The sequence below is a fragment of the Desulfovibrio sp. 1214_IL3152 genome, from assembly GCF_036763055.1.
In the GTDB taxonomy this organism is placed as follows: Bacteria; Desulfobacterota; Desulfovibrionia; order Desulfovibrionales; family Desulfovibrionaceae; genus Desulfovibrio.
Map to the genome: position 1 here is coordinate 1 of NZ_JBAIYW010000595.1, position 19,339 is coordinate 19,339.

15 protein-coding genes and 1 tRNA gene are annotated in these 19,339 nt (G+C 51.6%); 3 read left to right on the top strand and 13 right to left on the bottom strand.

Translation table 11 applies throughout. The features are described 5' to 3' along the window. The first annotated feature begins 184 nt into the window (after positions 1–184). A tRNA-Leu gene (locus V6C07_RS12440) sits at positions 185–271 on the top strand. A 636-nt stretch (positions 272–907) separates the two neighbouring features. Here V6C07_RS12440 and V6C07_RS12445 read toward each other — a convergent pair. Further along, the gene (locus tag V6C07_RS12445; protein WP_333536793.1) at positions 908–1,789 is read right to left on the bottom strand and encodes an SWIM zinc finger family protein; all 882 of its coding nucleotides are present in this window, start codon (positions 1,787–1,789) and stop codon (positions 908–910) included. 132 nt (positions 1,790–1,921) lie between these two features. Beyond that, complete coding sequence (locus V6C07_RS12450) at positions 1,922–5,182, bottom strand: DEAD/DEAH box helicase (RefSeq protein ID WP_333536794.1); 3,261 nt, start codon at positions 5,180–5,182, stop codon at positions 1,922–1,924. Positions 5,183–5,414: 232 nt separating this feature from the next. Here V6C07_RS12450 and V6C07_RS12455 point away from each other — a divergent pair, with 232 nt between their 5' ends. Then, positions 5,415–6,548, top strand: a complete 1,134-nt coding sequence (locus V6C07_RS12455) for a glycosyltransferase family 4 protein (protein WP_333536795.1) — start codon at positions 5,415–5,417, stop codon at positions 6,546–6,548. Between the two features lie 113 nt (positions 6,549–6,661). On the opposite strand, the gene V6C07_RS12460 is transcribed toward V6C07_RS12455, so the two are convergent. The 7 genes from V6C07_RS12460 to rfbG form a co-directional block, all read right to left on the bottom strand. Beyond that, entirely contained in the window at positions 6,662–7,936 is a 1,275-nt protein-coding gene (locus V6C07_RS12460; RefSeq protein ID WP_333536796.1) for a glycosyltransferase, read from the bottom strand. Positions 7,937–7,945: 9 nt separating this feature from the next. Beyond that, positions 7,946–8,878 carry a glycosyltransferase family 2 protein gene (locus V6C07_RS12465; RefSeq protein WP_333536797.1) on the bottom strand — a complete coding sequence of 311 codons (933 nt, stop codon included), beginning with the start codon at positions 8,876–8,878 and terminating at the stop codon, positions 7,946–7,948. A 152-nt stretch (positions 8,879–9,030) separates the two neighbouring features. Continuing rightward, positions 9,031–10,026, bottom strand: a complete 996-nt coding sequence (locus tag V6C07_RS12470) for an alpha-1,2-fucosyltransferase (protein WP_333536798.1) — start codon at positions 10,024–10,026, stop codon at positions 9,031–9,033. A gap of 46 nt (positions 10,027–10,072) precedes the next feature. Next, positions 10,073–10,993 (bottom strand): hypothetical protein, encoded by a 921-nt coding sequence (locus V6C07_RS12475; RefSeq protein WP_333536799.1) that lies wholly within the window; start codon positions 10,991–10,993, stop codon positions 10,073–10,075. Continuing rightward, positions 10,984–11,931 (bottom strand): hypothetical protein, encoded by a 948-nt coding sequence (locus V6C07_RS12480; protein WP_333536800.1) that lies wholly within the window; start codon positions 11,929–11,931, stop codon positions 10,984–10,986. The genes V6C07_RS12475 and V6C07_RS12480 overlap by 10 nt, the downstream gene beginning before the upstream one ends. Continuing rightward, a complete protein-coding gene (gene rfbH / locus V6C07_RS12485; protein WP_333536801.1) occupies positions 11,928–13,247 on the bottom strand; it encodes a lipopolysaccharide biosynthesis protein RfbH in 1,320 nt (439 codons plus the stop codon). Before rfbH ends, V6C07_RS12480 begins: the two co-directional genes overlap by 4 nt. Continuing rightward, on the bottom strand, positions 13,234–14,367 hold the full coding sequence (gene rfbG, locus V6C07_RS12490) for a CDP-glucose 4,6-dehydratase (protein ID WP_333536802.1): 1,134 nt from the start codon (positions 14,365–14,367) through the stop codon (positions 13,234–13,236). Before rfbG ends, rfbH begins: the two co-directional genes overlap by 14 nt. 110 nt (positions 14,368–14,477) lie before the next feature. Here rfbG and V6C07_RS12495 point away from each other — a divergent pair, with 110 nt between their 5' ends. After that, a complete protein-coding gene (locus V6C07_RS12495) occupies positions 14,478–15,122 on the top strand; it encodes a D-sedoheptulose-7-phosphate isomerase (RefSeq protein ID WP_333536803.1) in 645 nt (214 codons plus the stop codon). A gap of 70 nt (positions 15,123–15,192) precedes the next feature. Here V6C07_RS12495 and V6C07_RS12500 read toward each other — a convergent pair whose 3' ends face one another. The 4 genes from V6C07_RS12500 to V6C07_RS12515 all read right to left on the bottom strand — a co-directional run bounded on the left by V6C07_RS12500 (position 15,193) and on the right by V6C07_RS12515 (position 19,329). Further along, the gene (locus V6C07_RS12500) at positions 15,193–15,990 is read right to left on the bottom strand and encodes a radical SAM/SPASM domain-containing protein (protein ID WP_333536804.1); all 798 of its coding nucleotides are present in this window, start codon (positions 15,988–15,990) and stop codon (positions 15,193–15,195) included. A 17-nt stretch (positions 15,991–16,007) separates the two neighbouring features. Further along, positions 16,008–16,751, bottom strand: a complete 744-nt coding sequence (locus V6C07_RS12505; RefSeq protein WP_333536805.1) for an SDR family NAD(P)-dependent oxidoreductase — start codon at positions 16,749–16,751, stop codon at positions 16,008–16,010. Between the two features lie 83 nt (positions 16,752–16,834). Beyond that, complete coding sequence (locus V6C07_RS12510) at positions 16,835–17,482, bottom strand: D-sedoheptulose-7-phosphate isomerase (RefSeq protein WP_333536806.1); 648 nt, start codon at positions 17,480–17,482, stop codon at positions 16,835–16,837. Between the two features lie 38 nt (positions 17,483–17,520). Continuing rightward, complete coding sequence (locus tag V6C07_RS12515; RefSeq protein ID WP_333536807.1) at positions 17,521–19,329, bottom strand: thiamine pyrophosphate-binding protein; 1,809 nt, start codon at positions 19,327–19,329, stop codon at positions 17,521–17,523. Positions 19,330–19,339: the final 10 nt, after the last annotated feature.

Consider the following 19,339-nt stretch of genomic DNA (forward strand, 5'->3'; position numbering starts at 1 on the left):
CAAGCTTTTCCCATACCTCATCAGAAATGTCATGTCGCCGATGTGCTGGAGTTGTCATAATCACCTCGCTGTGCGAAGAGTATGACAGAAAAAGCAAATCTAAACAATCTCGTGACTACAGTGCCTAGATCATAGCGAAAAAAAGCTTGCCAAGCATGCCCTGTTCGGGTAAATCAATCTTCGCGCCGAAGTGGTGGAATTGGTAGACACGCTAGGTTCAGGGTCTAGTTCTCGCAAGGGAGTGGGAGTTCGAGTCTCCCCTTCGGCACCATAAGAAAAGCAACGGGTTAGCAAAGGTTTATTCCTTCGCTGGCCCGTTTTGTTTTTTGTATTATCTCACTTTGCCCCCAAATAGCCCCCAAGTCTGGGGGAGCCCCCTTGCTGTTCCCTTTTGGGTTGTATCTGTATGGGCGGCCGCTATGTCCCATGTCCAACGGTTACGCGTAGGCGTTGCCGGTGCCCTTCGTCATGGGAACATTGCGGCCGCTTCCTTTAAAGACGATGTTGCCCTTGAATACGCCCAGGCCCAGGACGAGGAGACCAAAAAGTCCAAGGGGCGGTCATAATGCGCGCTTTTCCTCCCATCTTCCCGCCCATTCCCTTTTTGGATGGCCCGGAAATGGATTCGCCCCTTCCGCGTGGGAAGGCCGTGGGAATCAGGAAGACCGGTACATAAAGGCAACAGAAGAATCCACATTTTGTGATTGTGGTTTTTAAGCTGTGCGGCGCACAAAAGCGTTTGTGCGATGCCCGAAACGTCTGGCAATTATAGGGGCATTGAGACAAAATTGCGCACAGCAGCGTTTGTGCGAAATTCGGTTTCGTTGTGCAACGTGGTCACGCCCCCCAAAAAACACATTGAAATCCTTGCCCGCTATCAAAATCGTCATTGCCGAGTGAGAAGAACCTACTCCGCTTGTGGAATTTCTTCCCCGATGTTGTGACCTATGGCGCAGTTGAGCCCCACATCACTTGCCGCACCGTATACGCCCACCATCGTGCCTATAAATTCTTCATTTCCCTGCCAAAAAGAGATACCGCCAAGCCTTCGGGGCAGGGCGGCGGCAACAGCGGGAAGTATGACTGCTCCAAGTTCAATCGGCGTTATGCAGTGGCCCCAAAATTGTACAGGATTGCCGGGGAGCGATTCAGGCCCTTCCTGCCTGGCATCCAGATCGGTTTCGGCATCGCTCGCGCCAGTCCCCAGCAGTTCCAGGAGGGCCTCTCGCTCAATGCCCCGAAGTCTGAACAGTAAAAAAGGATCCCGATCAAATTCCTCTGCCACAAGGTAGTAAACAGCGGCAATATGCTTGCACGGATTTGACCAGTCAGGGCACGAGCAGTCGGTTGTAAAATCATCCTTCTTTGCCGGAAAAAGCGACAGTTTGGCCTTTTTGAAAACTTCTTCAATCTGTTGCGGCATCTGACCGGACAAGAGAGCGGCGGAAAAAAGGGCCTCCTTGCACAGCGCATGGCCGATGGTGACCCACGCATCAGCCTCCAGAGGCTTGACCCGCATGGTGACAGTATACGGCTTGGCCCGTGAACCTTGCACTTTGGCGGAGATGCAGCCTTTTTCCATTTGTATGGACACGACCTGCCCTTTGCGGGCATAAGCGCGCCCACGGGTCAGCCTTGCCCCCAGCCCGAAGCTTTCAATAAGTTCAATCCAGCGTTTGGCCCACCAGTTTTGCCCAAAGCCGCCGCGCCGGCTTTGGGACTTGATGCCCCCCTTGACCTCGCGGGCTTGCGATGGAGGAAAGCCGCCATATTCAGGATACCAGGCCATGTTTACCCCTCTAGAGTATATCAACTTTGAGAATGTACATTCTCAAAGTTGTCATTCTGCCGAAAAATGCGATTTTCGGCAGAATCCACGCCGCGTTGCGGCGCGATGCACTCGTGTGCAGCGTTGGAGCATTTAAACTTTTTCAAAGTTGAAATGCTCCAGAGCGTTTTCCCGCAGCGCGAACAAATCCCGAAGTTCCTGGTTGGACAGTTCTGTCAACCATGCCTCGCCAACCCCTACCACTGCGTCGGAAATTTCTTTCTTGCGCTCAATCATGGCATCAATCTTTTCTTCCAGCGTACCGCTACAGACAAATTTATGCACGAGCACATTGCGGTGTTGGCCGATTCTGAAGGCACGATCCGTGGCCTGATTTTCCACCGCCGGGTTCCACCATCTGTCATAGTGAAACACATGGTTTGCCGCAGTGAGGTTAAGCCCGGTAGAACCGGCCTTGAGTGAAAGAATAAAAATCGGAGGGGCCTGGGCATCATCCTGAAAGCGTTCAATCATCCGGTCGCGCGCCTTTCGTGTCACGCCGCCGTGCAGAAAAAGTACCTCTCTGCCGAGGGTGTCCTGCAAATGCGCCCTGAGGATGTCGCCCATTTCCCTGAACTGGGTGAATATCAAGGCTCTGTCGCCCACGGTCAGAACCTCTTCCAGCATTTCAGTAAGGCGGGCGAGCTTGCCGGAGCGCCCGTCTATGGCCGAATTGTCGCCAAGGAAGTGGGCGGGGTGGTTGCATACCTGCTTGAGCCGGGCCAGGGTCGCAAGAATAACACCCTTGCGCTGGATGCCGTCCACCTCGTATAGCGTACGCTTGAGATCTTCAAGCACAGCGGCATACAGCGACGCCTGCTCCCTGGTCAGCGGGCAAAACTCTTTCATTTCCACCTTGTCGGGAAGGTCGGAAATGATGGATGTGTCTGTCTTGAGGCGGCGCAGGAGGAAGGGCGCGGTAAGGCGCTTCAGCCTTGTGACGGCTTCGGGATCGCGTCCGGTCTGGATGGGCATGAAGAAACGCTTGCGGAATTCTTGCTGGTTGCCCAGAAGGCCCGGATTGAGAAAATCCATAAGGGACCACAGGTCGCCGACGTTGTTTTCCACCGGCGTTCCCGTCAGGGCTATGCGGTACGCCGCCGGTATTGCCCTGGCGGCCCTGGCCTGTTTTGTTCCGGGGTTTTTGATATTTTGCGCCTCATCCAGAATGACGCCGCCCCAGGCAATTTCCTTCAGTACCTCCACATCCCGCTGGAGAAGCCCATAGCTTGAGATGACCAGCGCCTGCGCGGACGCAAGCCGCCTGAAGGCCGCTCCTTTTTTGCGCTCAAGCCCGTGATGCACCATGACCGGCAGTTCGGGAGTGAATTTTTCCGCTTCTCTGGCCCAGTTGTTGACAACCGATGTGGGACAGATGAGCAGGCTGGGCATCTTTTTGCCGGAAGACCATAATCTTTGCAGCAGGGCCAGGGTCTGGATGGTTTTTCCCAGGCCCATGTCATCGGCCAGGCAGGCCCCCAGGCCCCATTGCTGCAAAAAGGCGAGCCAGGAAAATCCCCGCGCCTGATAGGGCCGCAAAGTTCCGCCAAACTCCGCCGGGGGCTGCAATTCCGCGCAGGGAGTCCGGCCCTCCAACTGGTCGAGCAACTCGCTGAGCCAGCCCGAACTCTGCACACCGCCAAAGGCAAATCCCTGGGGGGCATCCTCACCGCCAAGGGCCATGCGGAGAATATCCCGGGCCGGGGCGGCATTCTTGCTGTTTTTCTTCCAGAAATCAGCGGCGGCCAGAATCTCCTGGCTATTGACCTCCACCCACTGCCCCCGCACCTGCACCAGAGGAACCTTGAGCCGGGCCAGAGCCAGAAGGTCTTTATAGGTTATAGGCTCTCCGCCCAGCGAAACCTGCCAGTCAAATTCCACAATGGTGTCAAGGGAAAGACCGCTTGAAGAGCGGAGTTTGGGGGACGCCGCCCTGGACTGAATGACCGGGCGGAGCTTCGCGCCTTTGCTGGTCCACCACGAAGGCAGCATGACGCCGAACCCGGCCTGCTCCAGAGCCAGGGACGTGTGCGTCAGAAAACTGTGCGCGCCCTGAACGTCCAGACTGTAGCCTTCGGGGGCGGCATCCTTGAGGCTGGCCGCAATCTCCGGCGAAATGCCGGAAGCCTGACCGAGCGCCGAAAGCACATACTCCCTGGCATCTGCGCCCAGATGCTTCACTATCGAAGCACGTTTTTTGGGACCTGACCAGAGATCCCGTATGGGGAGCAGGAGACTGCGGTCGTCATGCGGATGCAGGAGATAGGAAACCCGCCAGGCGGAATCGCCCTCCGGCGGAGAGACAGGGAGAGCATTGCCCAGGGCCGCGTCGTCATTTACGGGCTCTTCGAGCCTGAAGCAGAGCCGCACCGGGGATTTGGACAACACCGTTATGGGGCGTTTCCAACGGGCAAGGGTGCTTTTCAGGCCTTCCACGTCCTTTTGGGGCCAGTCTATGCGACCATCTGGCGAGCGCAGAGCGGCCAGCCAGGCGTCATGCACGCTCTCCGCTGCGGGCTGCGACCATGATGCCCGTAATGTGCCGGAAGTGCTGGCCTGGTTCTTCTTATTCGACAGTGCTTGCGGTATGGCGGAGCGGACAAGGGCGTCCACCATGTCAATCAAAAAAGCGCGCAGCACAGAAGCGGCGGCGGTGGAAGGCGGCGCTTTGTCGTCAGACTTGGTCAAGGCTCTGGCCGATGGGGGCATGGCGGAGGCAAAAGCGGCGAAGCGTGGCTGATCCTCCGCAGTTATCACCGGTTCCCATACGGCGCGGTAATGGCCGTCGACCATCCGCACTCCGGGCAGATAACGCTGCCTGGCAACAAGAGCGCCGGCAAACCTGAGCATTTCGGCCCAATACGCCAGGTCATGCCCCAAAAGAACGCCACGGGCGAGAGTTTGCTTGCCCGTGCAATTTGCCAGAACAGTTGCGGCTTCCCGGGCATCAAGCTGTGTGGCTGAAACGCGCCAGGGGCGGAGATGCACTGTTTTGCCAGCGTACTTCACATCGTGGAGGAGCCGATTCGAAGGCACGGGGCCAGACTTGGAGGACGGCAGCCAGGCCATGGCCTCAAACGGGCGTGCACCGTTTGGAGAAAGGCCAAGATGCTCGGTCAGAATTGCATCAAGAGCGGCCTGCCCGGCGTCAAACGGAGAAGGGGTGGGAAAAGTGGCGGACGAGAAGGGGATTGCGGCTTTTTTCCCGGATGTGCGCTTCGGGGAGAGTGCCAGGGCTGTGTCCACCATCGCAGCAACATCGGAAGAAGGAGCGGAAGATACTGCAGAGGCTGGCGAACTCTCGCCCCAAAGCAGAAATCCCATCTCCGTCTGCGCGGCGTGGAGGATAATCATTGGCTGTTACCTCTTGCTTCTGGAAGGCGAGGATGACAACATGACGCCAAGCCCATTGACATACACTACTTTCAGGTGTGGCGCGCGTCAATTGCATAGAACTGCTTTGTGGGTGGCCAGATTATGTGACCCAGTAGACGATACGGATTATTGTCCTGTTCGGGTGAAAGAAGTCTCGCCTGCCCATAAAACTGAAATATTATGAACCGCGAACTATTGAAGCTTTGACAATATGAAAAAGATTATTTTTTTCGATCAATACGGGCAACTGGGCGGCGGGCAACAGGTTCTTCTGGAACTTGTCAGGGCCGCGCTGTCGGGCAGGTTTGCAGTAACAGTGCTGATTCCCGCAGGTCCCTGCGCTGACAAGCTTGAGGCTCTGGGCGTTGAAGTTCGGCGTATTCCGTCCTGCGCTTTGACGCAGGGCAAGAAAAGTATTGTGGATGTTCTCCGACTTGCAATGCTTGATCTAGTAGTTTTTTTACAAAATTTCACGATGTTACGTTCCGCAGACCTGATTTATGTCAACGGCAACCGGCTGCTGCCCGTGGCCCTGCTGGCGGAGATGCTCTTGGGCAAGCAAGCGGTCTGCCACATCCATCTCAATCACGGCACAATGGAAAAAAAGCTGTTCCGCATTTTTCTTGGGCGGCGACGTACCAAGGCCATTGTGGTGCCGTCCGATTTCATTCAACGCGAATTGGTACGCTATGACGCCGCTTTTGCTTCTCCTCGGGTGCGCTTGGTGGAAAATGGGTTGGATGACCGTTTCTCAGAAACAGCTTTTGAAGACAGCTTCTCTGGCCGCCCCTTGCGGCATGTGGGCATTGTGGGCAGGGTGTCAGCAGAAAAGGGGCAGGATGTTCTGCCAGCTCTTGCGCGGCGGTTTCCAGATATGGAGTTTCATGTATTGGGCGATGCAGCGTTTTCTTCAGAGAATTTTGATGCTGCACTGCGCCGTGAAAGCCCGGCTAATGTGCATTTTTACGGGTGGGTGGAAGATCTGCCCCATAAGGTGCGTGAGATTGGCTTGCAAGTCTGTCTTGTGCCTTCGCGTTGTCCAGAAAGCACACCTAGGCACAGTTTTGAGGCTGCTCCGCTTGTTCCTTTACAGATGGCCGCGCTCTCATGTCTTGTACTGGTGCGCCGCCTGGGCGCACTGGAGGATGTCGCGGAAAACCTACAGTTAGCCAGCTTCAATTCAGATGAAGAACTTATACCCATGATTGAAAATCTGCGGGCGCAGTCAGCTACAGATCTCCTTGGCCAATGCCACCACAGTCATATGCTTGCGGTATCAAGATATAGTCACAATGCTTTTCATGAGCGCCTGAAAAAACTTATGTGTGCGCTTATGTCGGAGTGAGAGCTTTTTACCTAAGTCCTGTCGCCTTCCAGGAGGCGGCGCAGCTTGCTTCTGTGGCTGCGCAGCGTCACGTGCCGGCAGGCCGCGAGTGCTCTTGATATGCCTTTACTGAATCAAGGCCATAGGCTTTTGAACCAGCTATAAAAAGGGCGCAACCGCCGGGTTAGCCATGGGGACGAAAAAACAAGCCGTCGCAGTGGCTTTCCATCCGCCACCAACACGTTGGGTCGTGCCATGCAGCGTCGCAGCAGGTGAAGCCTCTTCTGCTGCTCAGGATCATCGTGATTCTGAAGATTGAAAGCCGTTTCTCGCAAGTTAGTCTTTCCTTTGCGCCGAATAACGTCTTTCAGCAATACTTCCCAGGCATCATAAACTATTTTGGGTGTATAGGGAGTGGCCGCTTCTCTGCCTTTGTTCCCCATTTTTTCTCTTATGACAGCGCTTTGCATCAGAGTTCGCAAAGCCCCGGCCAGACTTTCCGCAGTCATTTCCGGCGCCAGCAGGCCTGTTTGCCCGTCCAGGATCAAGGCATTGACACCCGGGGATTGGGCAAAACCCACCACAGGCAGGCCAGCAGCCATGGCTTCTACGACTACCAGCCCAAATCCTTCATGTCTCGAGGGATGGCACATCACGTCAGCCAGTGCGTAGCACTCTTCTGGCCTGGTTGTGCGCCCGCAAATATGCGTATTTTTTCCGATACTTAATCGCTGTATTTGTTTCTGCAGCCGTTTTTGTTCCGGCCCCGCCCCCCATATCTCCAGATGCCACTGTGGAAAATCGTGGGCCAGCATGGCAAAGGCGTCTATAAGAATATGATTCTGCTTGTCACGCTCAAGGCGTCCCATGCTCACTATTGTAAGGTGATCTTTGGGCTGTCGTGGTAATACTGGCAAGCTGACGGCATTGGGGATTACACGCGCCTTGCCGCGTAAACATTCTGGCAGGCTCGGCAGGCAGGAAGGCAGAAGCATATGAATGGCATCGGCGGCAGCCATAACTGCCAGCCTTTCCGCACGGTTCCAGATGCGGCCCTCGACATCTTCAGGGGTGCTGTGCTCGGAAATGACCAGAGGGACGCCACTGTCCCACAGGGCCACGCACCAAGGGAGGTGGCGGCGATCTGCGGCAGGAGAGATGCAAACATCAGGGGAACACGACAGAACCTGTTGGCGAAAGTTGGCAAGGTGCCCTTGCCTGCCGTTATGTGTGTATACGATAAAATGTACCCTTTCATCCACAGGATACATAAGATTGGCTGGCAGGGGTTCTGAAATGAAAACATAGACCTGATGCCCCCGAGTTGTCAGGGCAGAAGCCAAATCACAGACAACTCGTTCAATGCCCCCTATGACGTTGAGAGAGTGTCCATCTATAATGATATTCATGGATCCCAATTACGTTAAAAGGCAGATAAGTTCTTTACGGTGTTCGCGCAGAATCGCCTCAGCACGGCTCTTGTCAAAGCCGTACATTTCCACGAGCTTGTTAATGATCATAAAGTAGATGTCGCAACTCACCAGAAATTTTTTGTCTTTTCCCGGTAAAAAACGCATATAATAGCGTAAAAACTTGTAATTTTTCTTCAAAGCGTATTTGAAGCTTTCGTAGGGGGTGCGCATCCAGGGCTCATGCCCCGGCCCCCAGTAAAACCTCTCCTGACGCAGCCACAGCACCTCGGGGGAAAAAATAACATTGCCGTGAGCTATGGTGTGTAAAACCCAACTCATGTCTGTGCCGAAGTTGTCTACATCACTTTTCAACAGCCCAAAAACATGATCATTCGGGTCGGGCTCGGCCGACCTTTTGTATAAACCCCAAAGCAGAGTGGGCCCTTTGAGCCTGTACCAGTGGTGCAATGTAAGAAATTGAAAAAAGTTTTCTTCACGCGTGCCCTGAAAGAACCCGTCAGGGATGCGAATGTTGTCAAACCGGCGGCCACTGTGCATGTCATAACATTCAGGTTGCGCGGCAGCCAAGGCATAGTCCCCCTGCTGATGCAGCGCATACATTTTTTCTATAAACGTGGGGTAGTATACATCATCGTCTGAAGCATGCAGATAATATTGCCCAGAATAGCTATTGCGCAGAAAAGACCCATTATAGTAGGGCCCACCATTCTCTTTGTGTCGGGTGTATTGAATGCGCGCATCCCGTTCGGCGTAAGATCGTATGATTGCATCAACTCGCGGGTCTGGTGAGGCATTGTCGGCAATGAGTATTTCCAGATTCTGGTATGTTTGCGAAATGATACCTTCTATCGCCGCACCAATGGTATCCGGCCGATTATAGCTCAATATGCCAACGCTGATCAGAGGCGCTTCTGACATGTGTGATCCTCAATGAGAGATTCAATTTATAAAAACGTACTGCTTGGGAACGTATGTAGATAGAAAAACGCAAAGCTATAGCAGTAAACTTTATGCCCTCCACAGGGTGGCATAACACATACTACAGCGCCACAACTGGATAGACCACAGAGTTAAATTTCATACAGCACTCTTTTACAATTACTTGGGCGAGGAGCAGTTGCTATAGTAGCTCTTCCGCTTAGGCGATCGCAGTTAATAAGAAAAGGATAGAAAATATATTTTGATGTATTTGTGGATAATTGTGACGCTGCACTGCTGAATGATGAATTTGCAACAATAAAGTTTTCACACAAAGACATCAAATACAAATCGCTATAGCCCTTGTCATTGTCGTTTGCATCAACAAAATATATATTTTCCATTCGAGGGAAATTCATCTTTACCCATTCTATATCATTAGAAAAAATAAATATGGTGACGGTACTAAAGATGGCGGTAATTTCTTTTAGAGCCTTAGTATAATAGTCTATCGTGGCAACATCCGCGGGGGTTCCGATAAAGTCTCCCCGACGAACATGCACCGCTACAGAATTTTTTGAAGCCTTGATTTTTTCCGCAATGGCGCTATTTTCAAAAATTATATTTTTATTAAATTTGAATATCTCATACCACTTATTATCAAAGCATTGCAGGTAGCTTGGGTGCGCATAGTACCCAGAAAGATATCTTTTGTCATTTGATGTAATAACTTCTTCATTATATGCAAACCAGTCTTTAAGCTCATAATCATAAAAACAACGATACACCTTGCATTCTTCCCGGCTGGCTTCATCAAAACTTAAGTCCTCAAATACTTTAGTAAGAGTAAAATCTCTTCGGTATTGTTTGTTCAAATCATATCCGTCTTTTTTAAACCATGAGACGTCATATTTAATACGAAGTCCGGTCTGCTTTTTTATTGCCTGCCCTAAAAGATACTGCCCCATTTGGCTGCCAAGGCCGCCATCTACCCTCACGATCACTATTTTTTCTTTTAGTATTGAGGGATTTTGGACACAACAAAGGAGTGCTTGCAAAAAATTTTTAGTATGAACAAAAGCTCTCCAGCAGGGACGAAGGATTTTTTTACAAAACGAACATAAAACTATTAGTTTATTTTCACGCATATCATGCTACCTTGTCAGTCGTAACCCTGATGATAATTGTCATATTTTACACTGCCTGTTGCGATTGTAAAATTGCACCCAGCATGGCTTCTATAAAAGATTCAATCCACTGTGGTGAACGCGATTTTTCTTGCAGGCATTGGTCATAATAATATGTGTAATTTGCAAGCAATGCTGCTCGGGCTGCCAAAAAAGCTTCATATGTGACGTCTTCCATGCACACAAACGTTTCGCCATAACGGCGGCGTGCGTGAATGCAGTCGCCGAAATAAAGAGCCGGCCTTTCTGCGAGGATGCTTTCAGGTATTTTTTCGGTCACAAATCCGCTGTATTTGGCGTTTTCAATAATAACGGAATATTTGTATTGGGAAATAGTACGCAGCTTGTCCGCAGTTTTGCCGCCATAGTTTTTGTGCGGCGGCCACTCCCCTCCAAAGGCCTCAATATCGTCATTATCCATCGCCTGAAGCGCCAGGGCATTCCTTTGGAGGGAGTTGCCAATGGCGTCATGTTTGTATCTGGCAATAAAGACACCTTTATCCTGTGCGCCATGGACAGGCGTTAGCGGGCTGATGGGGCACTGTATCCCTGTAACTGGGATGTCATAGTATGTAATATTTCTGCAGTGTATTTCTCTGCTAAATGTGAGAACGTGGTTCCATATGCTATCCATTAAAACATGCGGCTGGTGGGGGAAAGGGCAATACGCAGGAGATTCTGCCAGAACCAGGATCTTTTTTATTTTTTGTGGCAGAGATTTGGCATATTCAAGCAGTTCCTGATCCAGGTCGCAAAAAACGGCAATATCAAAATCATCAGCTGCCGTATAACTATATCCATGCGAATGAAGTCGCTCCGCCAGCGCAACTCCCGGATAAAACAAAAAATTGCCAAAAGTGGTGTCACCCATTTGGGGCAGCATGCCCGTAAGCTGTCTGTGAAAATTGAATGTTTTTATCAGCGCCATTGCTGCAACCTGCTTTTCAGGAGCGTAAGGACATGTTTGGGAAGGATTTTTTTGAGCACACGTTTATAAAACTGGAAGGCCAATTCTTTCACCGGATTTGCGGCCAGTCCAACAATGGTGCAGCGTCGACGCAACTTTTCGCGTAAAAAAGGATCATTTGTAGTAAAATACATATATAAAAGATAGATATACTCATCTATGCGAATCTTCCACGTTGGGGCCAGGCTGCTTCCTGATGCGCTGTGCAAGCGTATTCCCACGAGGGGTTCTTGTGTACCCATGATTTTTTTTACACCCTTTGAGGCAAGCAACAAATATTCTGACCTATAGCCGTACACTGTTCGCAGGCACCACTTCATAGCATTTTCATAAACCGTTCTGTGAAGGATAATCCCGCTGATGTTGGTGATATAGTTTCTATCAATGTCTGCGGAGATAAAGTTTTCTCTTGATATTCCATCTTGATGGGCGAGCAAGCCGTAGAACGTAAAGGTATGGTTTTCTTTGGAAAAGGTATCTTTATAAAACGCCCGTGCGGGATTTACTGTCGTTTGTGCGTTCAGTTTTGGAAGAATGTCTTTCACTGTTTCTGAAAAGTTAGGCATGAGCATATCATCATGGCAAAGGATTAAATAATATATATCCTCCATGCCTTTATATGTTTCAAGAAGTTTGGGGTATATTATTGCTGCATGCTGCTTGGCTGATAAAAATTTTTTTTGAATCAGGCAGGTATGCTGAACATCAGGCTGTTGCTGCAAAAAATTCTTCCACGTGACAACGTCATCCTCTTGGGCGCTGCCTTTGTTAATGGAAACAAAAAGAGAATCAATGCAGTGAAGGTGGGGGATAATGCTTTCAAGACATTCTTGAAAGGATTTGCCACCATTATGGACTGCTAGTATCAGAGTGAGTTTTGGCATGCGGTATTTCGTCACAGCACTTTCCTGATTGCATGAGCAATGTAGTTCATTTGCTCTTCGTCGAGACCAGGGTAGCACCCCACCCAGAATGTATGATTCATGATAGTATCAGTACCCGTGAGGGGCGCTGCGATGCGGTGGGGGACGCCTTCAAAGCACGGCTGGTGTGTCATGTTGCCAGCAAAAAGCAGGCGCGTGCCAATTTTTTTCTTGTTCAGCTTTTGCAAGATTGATGGTCTGTCGTAGCTGGGGTGCAGGGTCAGCAAAAAACCAAACCAGGATGGTTTGCTTGCTGCCGTGGGCTGCGGCAAGATAAAGGGGCCGCCGTCAAGGTCGGCCAGGGCTGCGTGCAATAGCGCAAAATTGCGCCGCCTTGCCTCGGTGAAGGTGTCCAGTTTTACGAGCTGTGCCAGCCCCACGGCTGCCTGCATGTCCGTGAGCTTTAGATTGTAGCCCAGATGCGAATAAACGTATTTGTGGTCATAGCCCGGAGGAAGTTGCCCGTACTGACGCACGTAGCGGCTTTTGCAGGTGTCGTCACAGCCGGGAGCGCACCAGCAATCACGCCCCCAATCTCGCATGGAAAGAACGATCTTCCAGAGCAATGGGTCGTCGCACACCACAGCCCCGCCTTCACCCATGGTTATATGGTGTGCGGGGTAGAAGGAAAACGTGGCCAGATGCCCAAAGCTGCCGCATGGCTTTTCTTCGCCGTTCAATATGTAGCTGGAGCCAAGCGCGTCGCAACTGTCTTCAATGAACCACAGGTCATGCTGGTCTGCCACGGCCTTCACGGCTGCGATGTCAAAGGGATTGCCCAGGGTATGCGCAAGAAAGATGGCCTTTGTTTTGGGGCCAACGGCCTTTTCCACCTGCTCGGGTACTGCATTATAGGTGGGTGCTGTCACATCCACAAATACCGGAATAAGGCCGTTTTGCACTATGGGGGCAACCGTGGTGGGAAAGCCCGCGGCAACGGTGATGACTTCATCCCCTGGCTTGAGCCGGCGTCCTTTGAGCAGAGGAGAGCAAAGAGCGGATATGGCGAGAAGATTGGCAGAAGAACCAGAGTTGCACGTCAGAGAATATTTACGCTGCAGCTTTTGCGCAAACGCGCTTTCAAAGGCGTCATTGTAACGCCCGGTGGTGAGCCACAAGTCCAGCGAGGCGTCCACCAGGTTGCGCATTTCCTCTGAGCCCAGGCATTTGCCGGAGACGGGCACAGAGCTCTGCCCGGCTTCAAAGGTTTTTTGGGCGTGAGCATACTCTGTATATTGCGCGGCCGCATCAAGTACGGCCTGACGCAATGCCTGTTCTTTAGGATCGCTCATGGGATTCGTCCTGTGCATTATCTTCGGGTTTGTTGGCGTATGCGCTTATCTGGTCTAGAGTAACTTGTCGCATATGTGCAGGGTCTGGATTTTCTGCCCACGCCCGGTACCACGCTGTGGTCTGTTCCAGCGCCTCAGCCACAGTGTATCGGGGGCGCCAACCCAGCTCAATATTGGCCTTTGTGCAGTCAAGGCAGAGCATATGCGCCTCGTGGGGTTGCACCCCCTTGTCCACTGCATATGTCCCATTGCCCCACAGCCGACAAATGCGTTTTACCACGCGCTCTACGGGCCAGACATCGCCCATGTCGATGGGAGCAAAGTTCCAGCCGCAACCGAATTTGGGGCCATATTCAAGCAGTTTTGCCCCCAGCATGAGGTAGCCGCTCAGGCACTCCAACGCGTGTTGCCACGGGCGCACGGCTGTGGGGTAACGGATATGGATGGCCGTATTGGCGTGCAATGCTCTAACGCAGTCAGGAATCAGCCGATCCTTGCCCCAGTCTCCACCGCCGATGGCGTTACCCGCGCGGGCCGAAGCCACGGCCACATGGTGCGTCTGCCCATATTTTTCGTGTGGAAAGAAAGACTTGATATAGGAAGTGGTGACAAGTTCCGCGCAGCCCTTGCTGACGCTGTAAGGGTCGTGCCCTCCCATGGGGTCGTTTTCGCGGTAGCCCCATACCCACTCGTTATTGCGGTAGCACTTGTCACTGGTCACAATGACAATGGAACGCACGGAAGGGGTATGGCGACAGGCTTCCAGCACGTGGGCCGTGCCCATAATATTGGTAGAAAGCGTGCCCAGTGGGTCTTCGTACGACGGACGCACCAAGGCCTGCGCAGCCAGATGAAAAACAACCTCTGGCTTGAAGTCAGCAACAACCTGCGCCAGTTTTGTATAATCATTGATGTCAATGCGCATGCCTCGCACAAGGTCGTCTGCGGCGACAGCTTCATTCATGCTGGGGGTACTGGGCAGGTCGTTGCCTATGCCAAGAACATCTGCCCCCATAAGTTTGAGCCACAAGCAAAGCCATGTTCCCTTGAAACCGTTATAACCAGTAACAAGTACACGGCGCCCGCTATATGAGGAGCAAATCTCATTCATATTGCCCATTGGAATCCTCTCAAGTTTTTTATGGATTACACCAGCCTATGCCCTTTGACAAGTATACGTATAGAAGCTAGCGTACACCTCATCCGAAAATACAGAGAGATGAATCCGACATGAAAACAATAATTGAAGCACACCTGAGCAATATGATACGCAAGTATCAGGGACTACATGTGGTGGAGCAAAGCTTCAATGCCGCCATCACTATGCTGGTCAATTGTTATACACAAGGGCGGAAAATTCTAATTTGTGGCAATGGTGGCAGCGCAGCAGATGCCGAACATATTGTCGGTGAGCTTATGAAAGCCTTTTTGAAGCCGCGACCTTTGGATAGCGTGTTGCTTGAAAAAATTCGTCAGCAATATTCTTGTGATATGCTTGATCTTTCAAGTCTTCAAAGGGGGATACCCGCCATCTCTCTGGTTTCGGGTGTTTCGCTGCCCACAGCTTTTGCCAATGATGTCGCCGGCGATTTGTGTTTTGCCCAGCAAGTACTGGGATTGGCAAAGCCAGGAGATGTGGTGTGGGGAATCAGCACATCCGGCAATTCGCGCAATGTGAACCTTGCGCTGAAAATGGCAAAGGTGCTGGGCTGCCACACGCTGGGTTTGACAGGCAAGAGCGGTGGTGAAATGGCATCACTGGTGGATGTGGAGTTGCGTGTGCCTGCAGAAAACACTCCGGACGTGCAGGAGCTTCATCTGCCTGTATATCATGCCATCTGCGCCTGCACTGAAGAGATTGTATTTAACTATTGACAATTGGCATTAGTAGCCTGATGAAATATCAGATTACTAATGCCAACTGTTTGGTGCCGCCTTCATCTCTCTAAGGCGCTGTGGGCACCCCCCAGAATTCGCACCGGGCACAAAGAGGAATTTCATTCCTTCTGCCGGCCACATGCAACTGCTTCCAGGTAGCGCGTCGGGGACCATTCCAGATTTCTTCCAGGCTTTGCTCGTACAGCGAACCCAGCACTCCAAGTCTTTCAGGATCAAAACGCACGCAAATAGAGACATCACCCTTGCGATTAATACAGGGGTGGCCCAAAAAATCCCAACAAATCCCAACTTCAGGGATTGTGGGGGATCGTTTAACGTAGTTAAAACTTCCCATGGGTGCGTGCAGGACTCTACGCACAAAGAGTTGATTAAAACCTTCATATGGAGCCGGATCAACATTGCCGATGAGGCGAAGAGTGACAAACGGCTTGTGGTCTTTTTTCAAAGCTAAAAATTGCCCAATAATCTCCCGCTGATTTTCAGCTTCTTCATCGCCTTCGAAAATAGAGACAGAAAGGGTTTCGAGGTTGTCAATAATCTCGTCAGCCTTTTCCACAAGGAGTTTCCCATTAGTGACAATATTGCGGATATGATTCTGAAAAAGGCTGACTGCATCACCAAAACGGGGATACATCAGAGCGTCACCATCGCGGTGAAATTGAACGGTAATACCTTCAGGAATTTGCGGCGCAATTCGCTGTAACAGCGCGAAATCCATGTCTCCGTAATCTAGCGCCAGATCTGGGTAGTCTCTGTCAACCTTGCGCCTGCCGCACATCCAGCAATTTTTGTTGCACCTGCTGGTCAGTTCAATATTAATTGTTGACAATCCTGCTAAGAACATGGATAAACCCTCACTATCTATAGACCTTTTGCTAACCAGCCGCCATCCACAATCACGTCAGTTCCTGTTATATAAGATGCTGCATCAGACGCTAAAAAAAGGCATGTTCTGGCGATTTCTTCTGGCAAGCCCCATCGCCCCAGCATGGTCTTTGCGCAACGTTCCTTATACTTTTCTTCTGAAGTAAAAGAGCTGTTCGTCATCGCTGTATGCACATATCCTGGGCATACGTTATTTGCTCTTATCCCGTATGCGCCGTAATCTCGCGCTAGGGCTTTTGTAAGCATTTTCAATCCACTTTTTACTACCTGATATGCCGGATTGGCGGGCCATGCAGCTTCGGCATTAATACTTGTTATATTTATGATGCTTCCTTTATGGCGTTCCGCCATTGAAGGCGCAAGAGTGCCGCAGAGTATATAGGGGGCATCAAGGCCAATTTTTCTTATTATTTCGTATGGTTTTAAATCATATGGGTGCGGTGAAGGCAAATTGTTGGGACAGGCATTGTTGACAATTACTTCAATTTCGAAGCGCTCGTATAAGTCTAACGCGAACTGTTTTGTGGAAGATAAATCTGAGAGATCGCAATTAAGCCAGCGCAGGTTCGGATTTTGGTTGTTATCTGGTGGGTTGCGCGAAACAGCAAGGACAAAAGCACCTGCTTCAAGAAAAACATTTAATATTGCTGATCCGATGCCCCCTGTAGCACCAGTCAACAATATGCATTTCCCTTGAAGAGAGAAAATATCATGCCACATGATCTTCCTACACATTAAGTTACTGTTGGATATGAATTGATATAATGACGGTAAACATGTCTTGCCGCCAAGGATCCGAAGCGTTACTGAGTAAAAATATGTTTCTCTATACACGCACACAACGCGTGATACATGGGTAGATGAAGTTCCTGAATGTGCGGCGTACACTCAGAGGGCGCACGAAGTTCCACATCCAGCAATTCTGCCATGTCCCCACCATCGCGGCCAGACAGACCTATGGTGGGGCAGGAGAGAAGCCGTGCCACCCGCAGGGCATGGTTGACGTTCGCCGATCTGCCTGACGTGCTGATACCCCACACAATATCCCCAGGACGCGCCAAAGCATAAACCTGCTGTGCAAAGCAAAGCTCCGCGTTGACATCATTAGCAAAGGCTGTGGGCAGGGAAACTCCCGAGACCAACGGAATTGCGGCTATGCCGCCTTGAAGGGCGGCAAGTACCCGCTTGTGTGCGGGATAGGTATCTTCTACGCGGCATAGAAAATCCTGCGGGAGAGGACGTGGCAACATGAATGCCTTCATCAACTCTCCAGCAATATGTTCGGCGTCGGCCGCACTGCCGCCATTCCCACAGATCAATATTTTGCCTTTTTGGCTGGCGCAGTCGACAAGGATGCGCATGGCCCTGGCAAAAGAATCTTCCGCCACCTTCCATTCCGGATAACGCGCAACAAGCGCTTGCCAATGATGTTGGACGATCTCGCGCATCATCTTTTCCTGCTAGACATTTGTTGAAAAGGGTGGCGGTGCTAATCTGTGCTTTCATCCGCCCCAAGCGGGAAAAGCAGATGTTTTTGCAGTTCCTCCCGATCCAGAAAAGGAAACATATCCTCCGGCGGCAGAGAGATCATACTGCCGTTCGCTAGCTTGCGAGACGAAATCTTGGGCTCGAATCCCTGCTCCGGGTCCAGCATGGCCTCAATGAGCAGTGGCCCGCTTTGGTCAAGGGCAATAGCCAATGCTTCCTGCCAGTTCTCACCACTGATGCGGCGGTAAGGGATCCCAAAAGCGGAAGCCACGCCTTCAAAGTTGGGGAAGCCCAATCCAGTATCAGGTCCAGTCCCAAGTTGGCGTTTGAAAAAGTTGCGCTGGGTCTGCCGAATGGACATATACCCATTGTTATTATAGATAAAAACTATGATGGGCAGATTGTTCTGTCTGATTGTTGCCAGATCTTGCATATTCAGCATGAAGCTACCATCACCTTCAAGGCAGATAATACGCTTCTCCGGTGCTGCGGTGCTGGCTCCGATGGCTGCCGGTATAGCCATCCCCATGGGGCCATTGCCAAAGTTTGCGATGAGCCTCTGCCCAGGGCGCAAGCTTCCCGCCTGCTGCGCAGTAACCCCGGCGCTCGCATTGCCGGGAACAACGACGTCTCCGTCTTTCAGGCACTTAAAGAGCTCTTCAGCAAACCAGTAGGGATTGATCCGTCCCTGCGGGTCCATCGAATGCAGGCGATCTGGAACTACGGGCAACAGGCGTACCCGCTCCCGGCAGAATTCCAGCCATTCGTTGTCAACGCTTACGCCTGAGTTGGCGCAGGCGACGTTCAATGCCTGCACAAATGGTTTTGTTTCGGCCACAATTGTTTCATCACCGATATACTGCGGCCGTTCAGACTCGCTGGCGTCACATTCAATCACAATCTTTCGGGCATTTTTGCCCATTGCCTTCCAGTTGTATGTGGTCATCGTCAGGTGCATGGTCACGCCCAAAAAGATGAGCAGGTCGGCATTCTGCACATTGATATTGCCCGCACGTGTGCCCACATTACCCATTCCCCCCGCATAGAGGGGGTGCCCTTTTTGAATGATGTCCAGCGTTCCGGCACAAAGCACGGGACAGTGTAGCCGCTCGGCCAGAGTGCGGAAATCCTCAACCGCGTGAGCCATACGAAGTCCTGGCCCGGCTACCAGAAGAGGACGCTCGGCAGCGGCTATGGCGGCAGCCACCTCCCCGGCAACCCCACTGAGATCCGCAGGAGGAATAACAGGCATATGGAAGCCGGGCAGGCTATCAGCATCCACCTGCATGGCCTGAACGTCCACGGGGACTTCTATCCATACCGGGCCGGGTCGGCCTGTAACAGCGATGTGGTAGGCCTTTTCCATCTCGTATCTGATACGCGTGGGATCAGTGATGGACACCGCGTACTTGGTGATAGAGCGAACCATGGGTACAATTTGCGCTTCCTGCTCTCCGGCTTGGCGCAACTGTCCCACAAGACCATAAGTGGCACACAGGGTTTCGCGCTTGGACTGACCGGAGATGACGATCATGGGCAGGCCGTCCACAAAAGCACCAAAAACGCCAGTCATGGCATTCAACGCGCCTGGACCAGAAGTGACCTGAACAAGGGCTGGCCTCCCGGTCACATGGGCATAGCCTTCCGCGGCCAGCGCGCAAGCCTGCTCATGGTGGCAGCAAATTGTATTGATCCGCAACTCTGACGCCAAAGCGTCATTGAGGTGCATGGCCATGCCGCCTGTGAAGAGGAAGGCTGTGTCAATATTCTTGAGTGCAAGTTGATCTACAAGGAAAGTTGCAAGGCGCATACGATTCTCA